The organism is Serratia sp. Z4 (assembly GCF_009900725.1).
GTDB lineage: Bacteria > Pseudomonadota > Gammaproteobacteria > Enterobacterales > Enterobacteriaceae > Serratia > Serratia nematodiphila.
In genome coordinates, this window is the sequence record NZ_JAAABD010000008.1 from 123,318 (window position 1) to 137,658 (window position 14,341).

Sequence of the window (14,341 nt, forward strand, 5' to 3'; positions counted from 1 at the left end):
CGGGCAGCCGTAAGGGTAGATTGTCGGGGCGCGGCGTGCCGCGTCCATGTTCAGCGGAGCCCGCTATTCCGCGGCGAATGGCGGGGCTCCCTACAAGGGATTAAAAAGCCATGACTTCACCGTTTAGTTACACCTCACCTACGGTCAGTGTGGAAGCGCTGAAACACTCCATCGCCTATAAGCTGATGTTTATCGTCGGCAAGGATCCGGCCATCGCCAACCGGCACGATTGGCTGAACGCCGTGCTGTTCGCGGTACGCGATCGCATGGTGGAGCGCTGGCTGCGTTCCAACCGCGCCCAGCTGTCTCAAGACGTGCGGCAGGTGTATTACCTGTCGATGGAGTTTCTGATCGGCCGCACGTTGTCGAACGCGCTGCTGTCGATGGGCATTTATCAGGACATCGACAACGCGTTGAACGAGATGGGGCTGAACCTGGCGGAGCTGCTGGAGGAAGAGAACGACCCCGGGCTCGGCAACGGCGGCCTGGGCCGGCTGGCGGCCTGCTTCCTTGACTCGCTGGCGACGCTGGCGCTGCCGGGGCGCGGCTACGGCATTCGCTATGAGTACGGCATGTTCAAGCAGAACATCGTCAACGGCCAACAGATGGAATCGCCGGACTACTGGCTGGAGTACGGCAATCCGTGGGAGTTTCCGCGCCATAACACCCGCTACAAGGTGCGCTTCGGCGGCCGCGTGCAGCAGGAGGGGGCCAAGGCCCGCTGGCTGGAGACCGAAGAAATCGTGGCCATCGCCTACGATCAGGTGATCCCCGGTTTCGACACCGACGCCACCAACACGCTGCGGTTGTGGGGCGCGCAGGCCAGTAACGAGATCAACCTCGGCAAGTTCAACCAGGGCGATTACTTCGCGGCGGTGGAAGATAAAAACCATTCGGAGAACGTGTCGCGCGTGCTTTATCCGGACGATTCGACCTCGTCCGGGCGCGAGCTGCGGCTGCGGCAGGAGTATTTCCTGGTGTCGGCCACGGTGCAGGATATTCTCAATCGCCATTGGCTGATGCACAAAACCTTCGACAACCTGGCGGACAAGATCGCCATTCACCTCAACGACACTCACCCGGTGTTGTCGATTCCGGAGCTGATGCACCGGCTGATCGACGAGCATAAATTCAAGTGGCTCGACGCCTGGGAAGTGGTGGAGCAGGTGTTCTCTTACACCAACCACACGCTGATGAGCGAGGCGCTGGAGACCTGGCCGCTGGATATGATTGGCCGCATCTTGCCGCGCCATCTGCAGCTGATTTTCGAAATCAACGATCACTTCCTCAAGATGGTGCAGGAAGTGGCGCCGGACGACAACGATCTGCTGGCGCGGGTCTCGATCATCGACGAAACCAACGGCCGCCGGGTGCGCATGGCTTGGCTGGCGGTGGTGGCCAGCCACAAGGTCAACGGCGTTTCCGCCCTGCATTCCGAACTGATGGTGCAGTCGCTGTTCGCCGACTTCGCCCGGCTATTCCCGACCCGTTTCTGCAACAAAACCAACGGGGTGACGCCGCGCCGTTGGCTGGCGCTGGCCAACCCGCCGCTGGCGGCGGTGCTGGACGACTGCATCGGTCAAACCTGGCGCACCGATCTCAGCCAACTGAGCGAGATCAAAACCAACGTCGATTACCCGAGCTTCCTGCAGGCGGTGCAGCGCGCCAAACGGCAGAACAAGGAGCGGCTGGCGCTGTACATTGCCAAAACGCTCAACGTGGTGGTCAACCCGGATGCGTTGTTCGATGTGCAAATCAAGCGCATCCACGAGTACAAACGGCAGCTGCTCAACGTGCTGCACGTCATCACGCTGTATAATCGTTTGCTGGCTGACCCTGACATCGAGCGCGTGCCGCGGGTGGTGATCTTCGCCGGCAAGGCGGCCTCAGCCTACTATGCCGCCAAGCAGATCATCCGTCTGATCAACGACGTGGCCAAAGTGATCAACAACGATCCGCGCGTGCATACCCAACTGAAGGTGGTGTTCATTCCGAACTACGGCGTCAGCCTGGCGCAGATCATTATCCCGGCGGCGGATCTGTCGGAACAGATCTCGCTGGCGGGCACCGAGGCCTCGGGCACCAGCAACATGAAGTTCGCGCTGAACGGCGCGCTGACCATCGGCACGCTGGACGGCGCCAACGTCGAGATGCGTGAGCACGTGGGGGAGGAGAATATCTTTATTTTCGGCAATACCGCCGAGCAGGTTGAGGAACTGCGCCGCAACGGTTACAACCCGCGCCAGTACTATGAGCAGGACCCGGAGCTGCATCAGGCGCTGACGCAGATCGCCACCGGGGTGTTCAGCCCGGAAGAGCCGAAACGCTATGGCAATTTGTTCGACTCGCTGGTCAACCTCGGCGATCACTATCAGCTGTTGGCGGATTACCGCAGCTATGTGGACACGCAGGACAAGGTGGACGAGGTCTATCTCAATCAGGACGAGTGGACGCGGCGCGCGGTGCTGAATATCGCCAATATGGGCTACTTCTCATCCGATCGCACCATTCAGGAATACGCGGATGAAATTTGGCACATTAAGCCGGTGAAACTGTAAAGCGAGAGAGGAAAAAAGCAAAGGGCCGGATAACCGGCCCTTTTTCGTTACGCTGCAGCTCAGGAAGCCAGAGACAGCGCTTTCGTTTTCGCGTGTTCCGCCAGCCAGGCTTTCACTCGCGCCTGCTGCGCTTCGTCCAGCCACATGCCCAGCTTGGTGCGGCGCCAGATGGCGTCGTCCAGCTCTACGACCCACTCTTTCTCGGTCAGGTAGCGCAGCTCGGCTTCATACAGACCGTGGCCGAAATCTTCGCCCAGATCGGCGAGGCCGTTGGCGCCGGCCAGGATCAGCTCGCTCTGGCTGCCGTAGGTGCGGGCATAGCGGCGCGCCAGGGCTTCCGGCAGCCAGCCGTGCGCACGGCGCAGTTTGGCCGCGTAACCGTCGCGGTCGCCGTCGATGTCACCGCCCGGCAGCGTGGCATTTTTGGTCCACGCCGGGCCGCAGCCTGGGTAGTAGTGGGCCAGTTTTTCCATCGCATGTTCGGCCAGCTTGCGGTAGGTGGTCAGCTTGCCGCCGAACACCGACAGCAGCGGCGCTTTGCCCTGCTCATCGTGCACGTCCAGCGTGTAATCGCGGGTGATCGCCTGCGGTGAATCGGATTCGTCGTCGCACAGCGGACGCACGCCGGAGTAAGTCCAGACGATGTCGTCGCGGCCCAGCTGCTTCTTGAAGTGATCGTTGTACACTTTCAGCAGATAAGCGATTTCGTTCTCGTCGATCTTCACGTCTTTCGGATCGCCTTTGTACTCCACGTCGGTGGTGCCGATGATGGAGAACTCGTCATTCCACGGGATCACGAACACGATGCGGTGGTCTTCGTTCTGCAGAATGTAAGACTGCGGCTGATCGTGCACGCGCGGCACCACGATGTGGCTGCCTTTGATCAGGCGGATGCCGTAAGGCGATTTCAGCTTCAGGCCGTCGTCGAAGAAGTTTTTCACCCACGGGCCGGTGGCGTTCACCAGGCCTTTGGCGCGCCAGGTGAAGGTTTTGCCGCTGTCGATATCGACCGCTTCCACCATCCACAGGCCGTTTTCACGCCATGCGCGGGTCACTTTGGTGCGGGTGCGCACTTCGCCGCCGCGTTTTTCCACTTCCTGCGCGTTCAGCACCACCAGGCGAGCATCGTCGACCCAGCAGTCGGAATATTCGAAACCGCGCTTCAGTTCAGGCTTCAGCACCGACTCTGGTCCAAAGCGCAAACCCTTGCTGCCCGGCAGGCTGGTGCGTTTGCCCAGGTGATCGTACAGGAACAGGCCGATGCGGATCATCCAGGCCGGACGCAGGTGCGGCTGGTGCGGCAGGCGGAAACGCATCGGGAACGCGATGTGTGGCGCCAGTTTCAGCAGCACTTCACGTTCGGCCAGCGCTTCGCTCACCAGACGGAATTCGTAGTGTTCCAGGTAGCGCAGGCCACCGTGGATCAGTTTGGAACTGGCGGAAGACGTAGCACAGGCCAAGTCTTGCGCTTCCAGTAGCAGTACCGACAGCCCGCGCCCGGCAGCATCCGCCGCGATGCCGGCACCGTTGATGCCGCCACCGATAACGATCAAGTCTTTGGTTTCCACGTCATCTTCCTCCAGATGTTCGAAATAGCTCTTTCATGTTCGTTTTCGCTCATGATTGTAATCAAAAACCAACAAGCAAGCCAAGAGTTAACCAAACAAAAACATTTAGGCGTGATAGAGGTAACAGTTTGGTGATGATAGTCACATAAATAGTATGGATATGGCGCGGGCGCGCAAACGGCTGTCGGTGAGGGGAGTCTGAAGGGATGAAACGGGGCGGCGGCGCGCCCCGCAGGTTAAGGCCGGATCAGCACAACTCCAGCTGCACGTCGTACTGTTCGATGATTTTCATCACGCTCGGCGGCGGCAGTTGGTCGGTAAACAGGTAGTCGATCAGGTTCATGTTGCCCAGGTTGACCATGGCGTTGCGGCCGAATTTGGAATGGTCGGTCACCAGCATCACGCAGCGGGAATTTTCGATAATCGCGCGTTTGGTGCGCACTTCGTGATAGTCGAATTCGAGCAGCGAGCCGTCCATATCGATGCCGCTGATGCCGAGAATGCCGTAATCGAGACGGAATTGGGAGATGAAGTCCAGCGTGGCTTCGCCCATGATGCCGCCGTCGCGGGTGCGCACTTCGCCGCCGGCCAGGATCAGGCGGAAGTCTTCCTTGGCGGTCAGCAGGGTGGCGACGTTAAGGTTGTTGGTGACCACGCGCAGGTTCTTGTGGTTCATCAGCGCATGGGCCACCGCCTCCGGCGTGGTGCCGATATCGATGAACAGCGTGGCGCCGTCCGGGATCTGGCTGGCGACGCGCTGCGCGATGCGGGCCTTCTCTTCCGACCACATCACCTTGCGATCGTTATAGGCAGCGTTGACCGAGCTGGAAGGCAGCGCCGCGCCGCCGTGGTGACGCTGGATCTTGTTCTGGTCTGCCAGGTCATTCAAATCGCGGCGAATCGTTTGCGGGCTGACGTCAAAATGTTCGACCAGCTCTTCCGTGCTGACGTAACCCTGCAGGCGCACCAGCTCGATAATTGCGTCATGACGCTGTGTTTGCTTCACGATAATCCCCTAAAACGCCCGCTATGCCCATTGGGGCATAGCTCCCGGCTGTTATTGTTCGTTGTGTGCGCGATGACGCGTATCCCAAAATGCCATCAATAACCCTAACACTAAACCGGCTATGTGTGCCGCGTTGGCGATCGACATTCCTAAAATATCGAAATATCCGGCCACCAGCCACAGCACCGAGAACACCATCAGGCCGCGCGGCAGCATCAGGCCGCGCTCCGGCGCCCGTTCGCCCGACAGCCAGACATAGCCCATCAGCGCATAAACCACGCCCGACAGCCCGCCGAACAGCGCGCCGCTGAACAGAGATTGCGCCCAGCCGCTGAAGAACGCCGACACCACCGCCAGCACGAACAGCTTGCCGGCGCCGAGGCGTTTTTCCATCTGGCCGCCGAGATACCACCACCACATCAGGTTAAACAGGATATGCAGCAGGGAGAAATGCAGGAACGCATGGCTGACCCAGCGCCACAGCTGGGTGTATTGGCTGCTGTCCTGCGGCCAGGAGAGCCAGTACATCACGGTATCGTCGCCCAGCGCCTGCATCAGAATATAGACCGCGATGCACAGCACCATCACGCCGAGCGTCAGCGGCCCGGCCTTGCTGCGCAGGGTGTGCAGGTAGGATTCGCTCTGATAATGCAGGCCGGCGTCGGTATGGCCGGTCTGCCAGCTGGCGGCCTGATAACGGCGGTTGAGCGGATCGGCCAGAAACTGCTGCAGCTCGTGTTGCACCTGCTCGAGGTGACCGTCGTCGGCCAGCCAGATTTCCGCCGCCTCGCCGCTGTTGCGCAGCTCAAGCCGGATGCCCTGGGTCGCCATATAGTCGACAAAGGCCAGCGCCAGGCGCGGGTTGGATATGGCGATTACTCTAACCATTGCTCTTCCGTCGTAAGTGAATGATTTTGGCCGCGGCTTGCTCGCCGGCGACCCTGACGGCCGATTATAACGTCGAAATCCTGAGCGCTGGCAAACGGATCTGCGAAAAACCCGCGAAAACGCGCACAAAAACCAAGGGGAAGCCCGCCGACGCACGGCGGGCGGCGGGGATCAGGCAGAGGTTTCCACGTCTTGCGGATACTGGCGGGCCCAGGCTTCGAAGCCGCCGTCGATGCTGTAGACCGCGTCGAACCCCTGGTGCAGCAGGTACTGCGCCGCGCTGCGGCTGCTGTTGCCGTGGTAGCACATCACCATCACCGGCCGCTCGAAGTCGTTTTGCTGCATAAAGGCCGACAGGGTGGCGTTGGTGAGGTGAAAAGCGCCCGGCGTATGCCCGGCTTCAAAACTTTGCGGATCGCGGATGTCGACCAGGGCGGCGCTGCCCTCTTTCCAGCGGGTGTACGCCTGCTCAACGTTGATCGCTTCGAACTGTTCCATACTGCTGACTGCCTCGTAATAGGGGGACGCCGCTATTGTAACCAACTCTGCGGCGTTTAAGACCAGAGGGATATCAGGGTTTTTACGCGCCGTACCCCATCATTTTCAGCAGTTGCTGCGCCTGCTGCACCGCCTCCTGGCGATGAGCCACGCCCAGTTTCTGATACAGGTTGCGGATGTGCGTCTTGATGGTGGTGGCCGCCACATCCAACTCACCGGCGATCTGGTCGTTGCTGTAACCGGAATAGATCAGCCCCAGCACCTGCCATTCGCGTTGGGTCAGCGGGCTGGTGCGGATCAGTTCCGGCACCTGCGGATGGGTCAGCAGCTTATCGACGAAGTTCTCGTCGAAATGCGCGAACTTGTGCCGATGATGCTGGTTGATGTCGCGCAGGATGCGCTGGGCGCGATGCTGTTCCAGCTCCGGCAGCGTGTTGAGCTGGATCAGCTGGCGCAGCTGCTGCGCCATCGCTTCGCCTTCGATGACGAAGTGGCTGATAAAGCCGGTGCGGTTGGCCAGCGACAGCGCTTCGATCAGCGCCTGCTGCGCTTCGCCCTTGCGCTCTTGCAGCCAGTAGAGCTGGTTGCTGAGCAGCAGGTTGCGGTTGAGATCGCTCACCAGCCGCAGGCGGCGGGCGTTTTCGTTCAGTTCATCCAGCACTACGCCGGCCTCTTCATACTGGCCGAGCAGGAGCTGCACCCGCGCGATGTTGCGCCATTGGCCCTGCGTGAAGTGGTTGTCCGCCATGCCGGGTTTTTCGGTGTGGCGCAGCCACTGGGCGGCGGCGGCGGTGTCGCCGGTCATCTGCCAGTGGATCACCCGCGATTTGTCGGTGTTGGTCAGCCAGTCGCGATGATAGTGCGCGCCGTGCAGCAGGGTTTCGCAGCGCTGCAGGTGGGTGTTGGCGTTGTCCAGATCGCCGCGCGCCAGCGAGCATTTGGCCAGCATGGCGATGCACTGCAACTGCTGCTGCGGTTGGTAGTTAGCCAGGATTTTCAGCCCGGCGCGCGCCGCGTCTTCCGCTTCGTCCAGCCGCGACCATGACCACAGGATCTGGGCGCGGATGCGCAGCAGGAACTCGTGCATCGGCAGCTGTTCCAGGTGCTGCTCGCGGATCAGTTCGAACGCCTTGTCCTGGGTTTCGTAAGCGGCCTGCAGGAAGCCTTGGGCGATAAGGATTTCGCTCTGCTGCAGCAGCGCCCAGAGCGCGTAATGGTTGGCCTGATGACGACGCGCCATCTGCTCGGTCTGCTGCATCATCGGCAGCGCGCGCGCCAGTTCGCCCTTGCAGTGGTGCACTTCGCCGGTCACCGAGGTGGCGACGATGCGACTGTAATAGCTCGACAGCGGCAGGAATTTCAACGCTTCGCTCGCCAGCCGCTCGGCTTCTTCCGGTTTGCCGGCGTTGATCGCCACCTGGGCGCGCAAGGCGTCAAACTCGGCGTGCAGCGTTTGGTCTATCTCGATTTTTTGTTCGCGCATGGTGCGCTCGGCGCGCTCCAGCAGAGTGTTGACTTCGCTGTAGCGGTGCTGGCTCTGCGCCAGCCAGGCCTGCAGCAGCGCCAGCTTGGGGTTTTGGATCAGGCGCTCATACGGCAGCGCGTTGAGGCACTCCTCCAGCAAGGCCAGTTCGCTGTGGTGGAACAGCGACCAGGCGTGTTGCAGCAGGATATCGCGCAGCATGCTGACGTCGCTGGCCGCCAGCGCGTGGTGAATGGCCTCCGCCGGATACCCCAGCGCCAGCCAGCCTTCGGCGGCGGCGCGGTGCAGCCCCGGTAGCTCCAGCGCCAGCTCCCACTGGCAACGCTGGCGCAGGAAAGAGGCGAACAGCGGATGGAAGTTGAACCATTCGCCGGTGTCGTCCATGCGGTGGATAAACAGCCCCTGGCGCTCCAGCTCCTCCAGCCGCTGCTGGCCGTTGTCTTCGCCGGTCAGCCGCACGATCAGCGCATCGTTCATTGAGCGCAGCACCGAACAGCGCAGCAGGAAGGCGCGCGCATCGCCATCGACGTGGTCCAGCACTTCGTCCACCAGATAGTCGGACAGATGGCTGGCGTTCAGCCCCGCCAGCCGCTTGGCCGACAGCTGAGCCGAGGAGGCGGATTGGCGAGCCGACAGCGCGATCAGCTGCAGCGCGGTGGCCCAGCCTTCGACTTCGTCGCACAGGCGGCTGCTGTCCTGCTGCTCCATCGGCGCCGCCAGGCGGCAATCGAAGAACTGTTTGGCTTCCTGATGGGTGAACGCCAGCTGCTGCGTGCCCATTTCCAGCAGCTGATCGCGCACCCGCAGGTTGGCGATGCCGAGCGGCGGCAGAGTGCGCGAGAGCAGGATCAGCGTCAGGTTTTCCGGCTGATGGCGCAGGAAAAAGCGCATGGCTTCATGGATGGCGTCGTTGGTGATCAGGTGGTAGTCGTCGATCACCAGGTACAGCGGCTGATGCCAGTCGGCCAGCTCGATAAACAGTTGGGCGAACAGCGCCGACAGGCTGGCGTACTGGTGTTTCTGGCTCAGCGCCTCGCTCTTGACGCAGCGGCCGCCGCTGGCCTGCTGCAGCGCGGCGATCAGGTAGCTGGCGAAGCGCTCCGGCTGGTTGTCGCTCTCATCCAGGGAATACCAGCCCAGATCGGCCTTGCCGGCCGCCCATTGGGCGATCAGCGTGGTTTTCCCGTATCCCGCCGGGCAATTGACCAGTGTCAGACGATAGTTGCCCGCGCTGGCCAGTTTGGCCAGCAGGCGATCGCGGATCACGGTATTTTGCAGCCGTACCGGGCGGCTCAGTTTTGATGGGATCAGCATAGTATTCCAGGGTATAAATCGCGGTTCCCGCCGGGATTGGAGTGGCGCTAATTATTTTATGGTTCGTAATTAATAGCTCCCCCTAACTTCTGCCAACCCTAAACGTATTGCAACAAGCTTCCGCATCGGCTTGGAGTTAAGTTGCTATCGATCACACTTTTTTACGTTTGGCGTCGGAGTACGGCGATACGGTGGCGGATCGCATTTCCGGCCATGGACAAAACTTCAGCAGCGCGAATACTTGTGCTAACGTCAGGGTTAACGTTCTCAGTGCTCGCCGCACGCGTTGGCGGGCTTTTTTGCATCGTTGCAAGGGAGTCAAAAAGTGCCTGAGATCACAATTCCAGCTACGCCCCAATCCTCCTCCCCAGCTAATCCCCAGGCGGGATGATGCCGTCAGGCTTTCTCACCGGCACGATAGCGGCAATTTGACCCACTTACTGGATAGAGAGTTTTCCTTATGTCACAGCCTACGCTCAAGAAGGATGCTTTTCTGGCGGCGCTCGCCCGTCAGTGGCAACGGTTCGGCCTCAGTTCCGCGCAGCAAATGACGCAACATCAATGGTGGGAAGCCGTCAGTGCGGCGCTGGCCGAGCAACTGGCCGCACAGCCGGCGCCGCGCAAAAGCGCCAAACCGCTGCGTCACGTGAACTACATCTCGATGGAGTTTCTGATCGGTCGGCTGACGGCGAACAACCTGATCAACCTGGGCTGGTACGACACCGTCGAGCAGGCGCTGGCCGAGCAGAACATCAAGCTGGCGGACCTGCTGGAACAGGAAACCGATCCGGCGCTGGGCAACGGCGGGTTGGGGCGGCTGGCGGCCTGTTTCCTCGACTCGATGGCGACGGTGGAACAACCGGCCACCGGCTATGGGCTGAATTATCAGTATGGGCTGTTCCGCCAGTCGTTCCGCGATGGGCAGCAGCAAGAGGCGCCGGATAACTGGCAGCGCGAGAGCTACCCGTGGTTCCGCCACAACGCCGCGCTGGCGGTGGACGTGGGCATCGGCGGCAAGCTGGAAAAGCAGGCCGACGGCCGCGAACTGTGGCGCCCGGCCTTCACCCTGCGCGGCGAAGCCTGGGATCTGCCGGTTCTGGGGTATCGCAACGGCGTGGCGCAGCCGCTGCGTCTGTGGCAGGCGACTCATCAGCATCCGTTCAACCTGAGCGATTTCAACGACGGCAAGTTCCTGCAGGCTGAGAAGCAGGGCGTAGAAGCCGACAAGCTGACCAAGGTGCTCTACCCGAACGACAACCATCAAGCCGGCAAACGCCTGCGCCTGATGCAGCAGTATTTCCAGTGCGCCTGCTCGGTGGCGGATATTTTACGCAAGCATCATCAGGCCGGCCGCAAGATTGAAGAACTGCCGAAGTATGAAGTGATCCAGCTGAACGACACCCACCCGACCATCGCGATTCCGGAAATGCTGCGCATTCTGCTGGACGAGCACCAGTTGGAGTGGGAGGCGGCCTGGGCGATCACCAGCAACACCTTCGCCTATACCAACCACACCCTGATGCCGGAAGCGCTGGAATGCTGGGATGAAAAATTGGTGCGCAGCCTGCTGCCGCGCCATTTCTCCATCATCAAACAGATCAACGCCAGGTTCAAAAAGCTGGTGGATAAGCACTGGCCGGGCGACGAGGCGGTGTGGGCCAAGCTGGCTGTACACCATGACAAGCAGGTGCGCATGGCCAACCTGTGCGTGGTCAGCGGCTTTGCGGTCAACGGCGTGGCGCAGCTGCATTCGGATCTGGTGGTGAAAGATCTGTTCCCGGAATACCACCAGCTATGGCCGAATAAATTCCATAACGTCACCAACGGCATCACGCCGCGCCGCTGGCTGAAACAGTGCAACCCGGCGCTGTCGGGCCTGATCGATGAGACGCTGAAGGTGGAGTGGGCGAACGATCTCGACGCGCTGCGCGGGCTGGAGAAATTCGCTGACGACGCGGCGTTCCGCCAGCGTTATCAGCAGATCAAACGCGACAACAAGGTGGCGCTGGCCCAGTACGTGCACGGCGTGATGGGGTTGACGCTCGACCCGGACGCGATCTTCGACGTGCAGATCAAACGCCTGCACGAGTACAAACGCCAGCACCTGAACCTGCTGCATATCCTGTCGCTGTATCGCCAGCTGCGCGACAACCCGAACCTGGACATCGTGCCGCGCGTGTTCCTGTTCGGCGCCAAGGCGGCGCCGGGTTACTACCTGGCGAAGAACATCATCTACGCCATTAACCAGGCGGCCGAGAAGATCAACAACGATCCGCTGGTGAAGGATCGCCTGAAAGTGGCGTTCATCCCTGACTACCGTGTGTCGGTAGCCGAATTGATGATCCCGGCGGCGGATATCTCCGAACAGATCTCCACCGCCGGCAAAGAGGCTTCCGGCACCGGCAACATGAAGCTGGCGTTGAACGGCGCGCTGACGGTCGGCACGCTGGACGGCGCCAACGTCGAAATCGCCGAGCAGGTGGGCGAAGACAATATCTTTATCTTCGGCAATACCGTGGAGCAGGTGAAGGCGATAGTGGCGAAGGGTTACGATCCGCTCAGCTACCGCAAGAAAGACAAGCACCTGAAGGCGATTCTGGACGAGCTGGCGAGCGGTGCCTTCAGCCACGGCGACAAGCACGCGTTCGACATGATGCTGCACAGCCTGCTGGAAGGCGGCGATCCCTACCTGGTGCTGGCGGACTTTGCCTCGTACTGCCAGGCGCAGCGCCGGGTCGACGAGCTGTATCGCGATCGGGACGAATGGACGCGGCGGACTATCCTTAACACCGCGCGCGTCGGCATGTTCAGCTCGGATCGCTCGATCCGCGATTATCAGCAGCGTATCTGGCAAGCCAAACGTTAAGGAGAGCGAATGGATCGCAAGCGTATCGATCAGGCGGCAGCGCAGGCGGGGATCGCTGCCGATTTTATCAATGCCCACGGCAAGCGGCAGGCGATTGAACCGGAGACCAAGCGCAAGCTGTTGGCGGCCATGAATCGGGCCGATGGCGCGCAGGAAGGCGCGGCATCACCGTTACCGGCGGTCAAGGTGTTCTATCAGGGCGCGCCGCTGGCGTTGACCCCGGCGGGTGAAGGCGAGTACCTGTGGGCGCTGCGGCGTGAAGACGGCGAATGCCTGCAGGGGCGCGTCGGCGCGCGCAAGACCCTGACGCTGCCCGGCGATCTGCCGATGGGGTACCACCAATTGACGCTGAGCCAGGGCGAGCAGCAGTGGCCATGCCGAGTGATCGTCGCGCCGAGACGCTGCTTCGAGCCGGACGCCTTGCTGACCGGCAAGAAACTGTGGGGCGCCTGCGTTCAGTTGTATACGCTGCGTTCCGATCGCAACTGGGGCATCGGCGATTTCGGCGATCTGCGCCTGATGGTGGAGCAGGTGGGGGAACGCGGCGGTGCCTTCGTCGGCCTCAATCCGATCCATGCGCTGTATCCGGCCAACCCTGAGAGCGCCAGCCCCTACAGCCCCTCATCGCGCCGCTGGCTGAATCTGGCGTATATCGACGTCAACGCGGTGGAGGACTTCCAGCGCAGCGACGCGGCGCAGCGCTGGTGGCAGAAGCCGGCGACGCAGAAGCAGCTGGCCAAGGCGCGCGCCGCAGAGTGGGTGGACTACACCGCCGTGATGCAGCTGAAGCTGGCGGCGCTGAAGCTGGCGTTCCCGCTGTTTCAGGCGCGCCAGCCGAACGACGCGCAGCGTCAGGCGTTCGAGCAGTTCGTGGCTGAGGGGGGCGACAGCCTGTATCAGCAGGCGGCGTTTGATGCGCTGCATGCCCATCTGGCGGCCAAAGACGCCAGCCAGTGGGGCTGGCCGGCCTGGCCCGAGCGCTATCGGCAGGGGCAGAGCGACGCGGTGCGGCAGTTCTGCGCCGAACATCAGGACGCGGTCCGCTTTTACCTGTGGCTGCAATGGCTGGCGGCCACCCAGTTCGCGCAGTGTTTTGACCAGAGCAGGCAGCAGCAGATGCCGATTGGCCTGTATCGCGATCTGGCGGTCGGGGTGGCGGAAGGCGGGGCGGAAACCTGGTGTGACCGTGAGCTGTACTGCCTGAAAGCGTCGGTCGGGGCGCCGCCGGATATTCTGGGGCCGCTGGGGCAAAACTGGGGCCTGCCGCCGATGGATCCGCACGTGATGGCGGCGCGCGGGTATCAGCCGTTCATCGATCTTTTGCGCGCCAACATGACCAGCTGCGGCGCGCTGCGCATCGATCACGTCATGGCGCTGCTGCGGCTGTGGTGGATCCCGTATGGCGAAACCGCCGATCGCGGCGCCTATGTCAAATACCCGGTGGACGATCTGCTGGCGGTGCTGGCGCTGGAAAGCCAGCGCCACCGTTGCATGGTGATCGGCGAGGATCTCGGCACGGTGCCGGTGGAGATCGTCGGCAAGCTGCGCGACAGCGGCGTCTACTCCTACAAAGTGCTCTATTTCGAAAGCGACGGCGAGCACCATTTCCGCGCGCCGCAGGCCTATCCGGTGCAGGCGATGGCGACCATCACCACCCACGATCTGCCGACGCTGCGCGGCTATTGGCAAAGCGACGATCTGACGCTCGGCAATCGGCTGGGCCTTTACCCGGATGCGGAGATCCTGCGGGCGCTGTTCGCCGATCGGGAACGCGCCAAACAGGGGTTGCTGGACGGATTGCATCGCTATGGCTGCGTGCCGCAGAAGGTGGGCAAGAAGGCGGCGCTGCTCGGCATGAGCCCGCTGCTCAACCGCGGCCTGCAGCGCTATGTTGCCGACAGCGCCAGCGCCTTGCTCGGCCTGCAGCCGGAAGACTGGCTGGATATGGCCGATCCGGTCAATATTCCCGGCACCAGCGATCAATACCCTAACTGGCGGCGCAAGCTGACCCAGACGCTGGAGGAGATGTTTGCCGACCCGCACATAAACCGCTTACTGAAGGATTTGGACAAGCGGCGCCGCAAGGTGTCGGTGGGCTGAAAACGACAATGCCGGAACGGGTTCCCCCTTCCGGCATTGTGTTATCTACCGTGGCGCGAA

At 61.7% G+C, this 14,341-nt stretch carries 8 protein-coding genes; 3 read left to right on the forward strand and 5 right to left on the reverse strand.

What is annotated here, in order from left to right:
* Nucleotides 1-110 precede the first annotated feature (110 nt).
* The gene (gene glgP, locus GT753_RS21805) at nucleotides 111-2,558 is read left to right on the forward strand and encodes a glycogen phosphorylase (protein WP_160125948.1); all 2,448 of its coding nucleotides are present in this window, start codon (nucleotides 111-113) and stop codon (nucleotides 2,556-2,558) included.
* Nucleotides 2,559-2,617: 59 nt separating this feature from the next.
* Here glgP and glpD read toward each other — a convergent pair whose 3' ends face one another.
* From glpD to malT, 5 genes are all read right to left on the reverse strand, one after another.
* The gene (gene glpD, locus GT753_RS21810; protein ID WP_004930801.1) at nucleotides 2,618-4,126 is read right to left on the reverse strand and encodes a glycerol-3-phosphate dehydrogenase; all 1,509 of its coding nucleotides are present in this window, start codon (nucleotides 4,124-4,126) and stop codon (nucleotides 2,618-2,620) included.
* A gap of 247 nt (nucleotides 4,127-4,373) precedes the next feature.
* The gene (locus GT753_RS21815) at nucleotides 4,374-5,132 is read right to left on the reverse strand and encodes a DeoR/GlpR family transcriptional regulator (protein ID WP_004930797.1); all 759 of its coding nucleotides are present in this window, start codon (nucleotides 5,130-5,132) and stop codon (nucleotides 4,374-4,376) included.
* 51 nt (nucleotides 5,133-5,183) lie between these two features.
* Nucleotides 5,184-6,020 carry a rhomboid family intramembrane serine protease GlpG gene (gene glpG / locus GT753_RS21820; RefSeq protein ID WP_015379321.1) on the reverse strand — a complete coding sequence of 279 codons (837 nt, stop codon included), beginning with the start codon at nucleotides 6,018-6,020 and terminating at the stop codon, nucleotides 5,184-5,186.
* Between the two features lie 171 nt (nucleotides 6,021-6,191).
* Entirely contained in the window at nucleotides 6,192-6,518 is a 327-nt protein-coding gene (gene glpE / locus GT753_RS21825) for a thiosulfate sulfurtransferase GlpE (RefSeq protein WP_004930790.1), read from the reverse strand.
* Between the two features lie 82 nt (nucleotides 6,519-6,600).
* Nucleotides 6,601-9,315 (reverse strand): HTH-type transcriptional regulator MalT, encoded by a 2,715-nt coding sequence (gene malT, locus GT753_RS21830; RefSeq protein ID WP_015379320.1) that lies wholly within the window; start codon nucleotides 9,313-9,315, stop codon nucleotides 6,601-6,603.
* Between the two features lie 460 nt (nucleotides 9,316-9,775).
* On the opposite strand from malT, the gene malP reads away from it, so the two are divergent.
* Together malP and malQ are read left to right on the forward strand one after the other, a co-directional pair.
* Nucleotides 9,776-12,181, forward strand: coding sequence for a maltodextrin phosphorylase (malP, locus tag GT753_RS21835; protein WP_160125949.1), 2,406 nt, complete (start codon nucleotides 9,776-9,778; stop codon nucleotides 12,179-12,181).
* A gap of 9 nt (nucleotides 12,182-12,190) precedes the next feature.
* On the forward strand, nucleotides 12,191-14,281 hold the full coding sequence (gene malQ / locus GT753_RS21840; RefSeq protein ID WP_160125950.1) for a 4-alpha-glucanotransferase: 2,091 nt from the start codon (nucleotides 12,191-12,193) through the stop codon (nucleotides 14,279-14,281).
* Nucleotides 14,282-14,341: the final 60 nt, after the last annotated feature.

Bases quoted from the DNA above. Each gene is read 5' to 3' on its own strand.
- malQ (WP_160125950.1), top strand. From the start codon at position 12,191: ATGGATCGCAAGCGTATCGATCAGGCGGCAGCGCAGGCGGGGATCGCT.
- glpG (WP_015379321.1), bottom strand. From the start codon at position 6,020: ATGGTTAGAGTAATCGCCATATCCAACCCGCGCCTGGCGCTGGCCTTT.
- malT (WP_015379320.1), bottom strand. From the start codon at position 9,315: ATGCTGATCCCATCAAAACTGAGCCGCCCGGTACGGCTGCAAAATACC.
- malP (WP_160125949.1), top strand. From the start codon at position 9,776: ATGTCACAGCCTACGCTCAAGAAGGATGCTTTTCTGGCGGCGCTCGCC.
- glgP (WP_160125948.1), top strand. From the start codon at position 111: ATGACTTCACCGTTTAGTTACACCTCACCTACGGTCAGTGTGGAAGCG.
- glpE (WP_004930790.1), bottom strand. From the start codon at position 6,518: ATGGAACAGTTCGAAGCGATCAACGTTGAGCAGGCGTACACCCGCTGG.